Here is a 3,916-nt window from a genome sequence, read left to right as displayed (position 1 = left end):
GTTCGAGACGCTCAGCGACGAGGCGCTGAAGGCCAAGACGGTCGAGTTCAAGGAACGCCACGCCAAGGGCGAGTCGCTCGATGCGCTGCTGCCCGAGGCCTTCGCGGTCGTGCGCGAAGGCGGCAAGCGGGTGCTGAAGATGCGCCACTTCGACGTGCAGCTGATCGGCGGCATGTCGCTGCACAACGGCAAGATCGCCGAAATGCGCACCGGCGAAGGCAAGACGCTGATGGCGACGCTGCCGGTCTACCTGAATGCGCTGGCCGGCAAGGGCGTGCACCTGGTGACGGTCAACGACTACCTGGCCCGGCGCGATGCCGAATGGATGGGCCGGCTGTACAACTTCCTCGGCCTGACGGTGGGCATCAACCTGCCGCAGATGCCGCGCGAGGAGAAGCAGGCCGCCTACGCCGCCGACGTCACCTACGGCACCAACAACGAGTACGGCTTCGACTACCTGCGCGACAACATGGTCTACGAGACGGCCGACCGCGTGCAGCGCGGCCTGGCCTACGCGATCGTCGACGAGGTGGATTCGATCCTGATCGACGAGGCGCGCACGCCGCTGATCATCAGCGGCCAGGCCGAAGACCACACCGAGCTCTACGTGCGCATCAACGCCGTCGTGCCGCAGATGAAGAAGCAGATCGGCGAGCTCGACCTGCGCACCGGCGAAGGCGTGATCGAGCCGGGCGACTTCACCGTCGACGAGAAGACCCACCAGGTCTTCCTGACCGAAGACGGCCACGAGAACGCCGAGCGCATCCTGCGCGAGGCCGGCCTGCTGGTCGAGGGCGCGAGCCTGTACGACCCGCAGAACATCACGCTGATGCACCACGTGTACGCCGCGCTGCGCGCACGCCACCTGTACAACCGCGACCAGCACTACGTGGTGCAGGACGGCGAGGTGATCATCGTCGACGAGTTCACCGGCCGGCTGATGACGGGCCGCCGCTGGTCCGACGGCCTGCACCAGGCGGTCGAGGCCAAGGAAGGCGTCGACATCCAGAGCGAGAACCAGACGCTCGCGTCGATCACCTTCCAGAACTACTTCCGCATGTACGGCAAGCTGGGCGGCATGACCGGCACGGCCGACACCGAGGCCTACGAGTTCCAGGAGATCTACAACCTGGAGACGGTGATCGTCCCGCCGAACCGGCCGACGGTGCGCAAGGACGAGCTCGACCTGGTCTACAAGACCAACAAGGAGAAGTTCAACGCCGTCATCGACGACATCCGCGACTGCGTCAAGCGCGGCCAGCCGGTGCTGGTGGGCACGACCTCGATCGAGAACTCGGAGCTGATCTCCACGCTGCTGCAGAAGGCGCAGCTGCCGCACCAGGTGCTGAACGCCAAGCAGCACGCGAAGGAAGCCGAGATCGTCGCGCAGGCCGGGCGCCCGGGCGTGATCACGATCGCGACCAACATGGCCGGCCGCGGCACCGACATCGTGCTGGGCGGCAACGTCGAGAAGCAGATCCAGCTGATCGAGGCCGACGACGGCATCGTCGAAGCCGACAAGCTCGCGCGCTCGGAGACGCTGAAGAGCGAATGGCAGGGCCTGCACGACCAGGTGAAGGCGGCCGGCGGCCTGCGCATCATCGCGACCGAGCGGCATGAATCGCGGCGCATCGACAACCAGCTGCGCGGCCGTTCGGGCCGCCAGGGCGACCCGGGCTCGTCGCGCTTCTACCTGTCGCTCGAAGACCCGCTGATGCGCATCTTCGCCGGCGACCGCGTGCGCGCGATCATGGACCGGCTGAAGATGCCCGAGGGCGAGGCGATCGAAGCTGGCATCGTCACGCGCAGCATCGAGAGCGCGCAGCGCAAGGTCGAGGCGCGCAACTTCGACGTGCGCAAGCAGCTGCTCGAGTACGACGACGTGTCGAACGACCAGCGCAAGGTGATCTACCAGCAGCGCAACGACATCCTCGAGGCGCCGCAGCTCGAAGCCCAGGTGTCGAGCCTGCGCGAGAGCACGCTGACCGACGTGGTGCGCACCTATGTGCCGGCCGAGAGCGTCGAGGAGCAGTGGGACCTGGATGCGCTCGAGAAGACGCTGCGCGACGAATGGCAGCTCGAGGTGCCGGTGAAGGCGCACGTCGAGAAGAGCCAGGCGATCACCGACGACGAGATCGTCGAGATGGTGGTGAAGGCCGGCCACGAGGCGTTCGCGGCCAAGCTCGCGATCGTCGGTGCCGAGCAGTTCCTGCCGTTCGAGCGGATGATCCTGCTGCAGCAGATCGACCAGCACTGGCGCGAGCACCTGGCGGCGCTGGACTACCTGCGCCAGGGCATCCACCTGCGCGGCTATGCGCAGAAGAACCCGAAGCAGGAGTACAAGCGCGAGGCCTTCGAGCTGTTCAGCCAGCTGCTCGACGTCGTCAAGATGGACGTGACCCGCATCCTGATGACGGTGCGCGTGCAGACGCAGGAGCAGGTGGCGCAGGCCGCCGAGGCGATCGAGGAGCGTGCCGAGGCCATCAGCAACGTGACCTACACGCACCCGAACGAGGATGGCAGCGTGTCGCAGGACCCGGACGCCGCAGCGCTCGCCCGGCTGGCAAGCGGCTTCCCGCCGGTCGGCCGCAACGATGCTTGTCCGTGCGGCAGCGGCAAGAAGTACAAGCAGTGCCACGGCAAATTGGCCTGACTTGACCTGACGCAGCAAACGACGGAGCCTTCGGGCTCCGTTCCTGTTTTGGGGATTCCGTCGATGGATGAAAGCACGCTGCAGGGCGCGCCGAAAGAGCTGTTCACGCCGCGGCTGCGGCTGGAGCATCCGCGCGAGTCGCACGCGGCTGTCGTGATGGAGAGCGTGAATGCCTCGCTGGGCGAGTTGCGCTTCATCGCGTGGGGCCAGGTGGCGTTCACCGCGGCGACGGCCGAGCGCTTCTGCCGGCGCAATGCCGAGCGGGTGGCGGCCGGCGAGTGCCTGATCTACTTCGCGTTCGACCGCGCCACCGGCGCCTTCGTCGGCAACCTCGACCTGCACAGCTTCGATTTCGAGGTGCCGCGCTGCCAGATCGGCTACGTGGCCGATTCGCGGCAGGCTGGGCGCGGCTTGATGCACGAGGCCGGCGCGGCGCTGGTGCAACTGGCGTTCGAGCTGGGCGTGATGCGCGTCGAGGCCTGGTGCGATGCACGCAACCACCGCTCGATCGCGCTGGCCGAGCGCCTGGGCATGAAGCGCGAGGGCGTGCTGCGCGCGTACGAGCGCGACGAGCGCGGCGGGTTCAGCGACCAGGTCGTGCTGGCGCGACTTCATGATGACATCGCCTCTTTCTACAATGCCTTCCCATCCTTGCTGCCCGACTGAGAGACCGCCATGCCCGTCAACCTGAGCGCCCCCGATCCGAAGACCCTRCACCCCGTTCCCGGCGTCAAGCTCGGCATCGCGATGGCCGGCGTGCGCAAGGCCAACCGCCGCGACCTGAGCGTGATCACGCTGGCCGAGGGCTCGCAGGTGGCGGGGGTCTTCACGAGCAACCGTTTCTGTGCCGCGCCGGTGCAGCTGTGCCGCAAGCACCTGGCGAGCGGCACCGGCCCGCGCGCGATCGTGATCAACACCGGCAACGCGAATGCCGGCACCGGCGAAGACGGCCTGGTGCGCGCGTTCTCGACCTGCGTGGCGCTGGCGCGCCACCTGGAGCTGGCGCCGGAGCAGGTGCTGCCGTTCTCGACCGGCGTGATCATGGAGCCGCTGCCGAACGATCGCATCGAGGCCGGCCTGCCGGCGGCGCTGGCCGACCTGAAGGAAGACAACTGGGGTGTCGCGGCCGAGGCCATCATGACGACCGACACGCTGCCGAAGGCGGTGTCGCGCCAGCTGCGCATCGGCGGCAAGACGGTCACGGTGACCGGCATCAGCAAGGGCGCGGGGATGATCCGCCCGAACATGGCGACGATGCTGAGT

Annotated in this window: 3 protein-coding genes; all 3 read left to right on the top strand. The window is 67.6% G+C overall.

Features of this window, described 5'->3' with window-relative positions:
• Positions 1-2,653, top strand: a 2,653-nt coding sequence (gene secA, locus AC1D01_RS24160) for a preprotein translocase subunit SecA (protein ID WP_477870867.1), incomplete at its 5' end; no start/stop codon positions are given.
• Between the two features lie 63 nt (positions 2,654-2,716).
• A complete protein-coding gene (locus AC1D01_RS24155; protein ID WP_477870865.1) occupies positions 2,717-3,319 on the top strand; it encodes a GNAT family N-acetyltransferase in 603 nt (200 codons plus the stop codon).
• A 9-nt stretch (positions 3,320-3,328) separates the two neighbouring features.
• Positions 3,329-3,916 (top strand): bifunctional ornithine acetyltransferase/N-acetylglutamate synthase (locus AC1D01_RS24150; protein WP_477870863.1); only part of this gene is annotated, 588 nt, incomplete at its 3' end.

This window comes from Rhizobacter sp. P3_B12 (assembly GCF_056402895.1).
Note: the sequence above shows the minus strand (reverse complement) of the source record. Positions and strands in the feature narration are given on the sequence as shown.

Excerpts from the sequence above, each read along its gene's own strand:
- AC1D01_RS24155 (WP_477870865.1), top strand. The coding sequence starts at position 2,717 with ATGGATGAAAGCACGCTGCAGGGCGCGCCGAAAGAGCTGTTCACGCCG.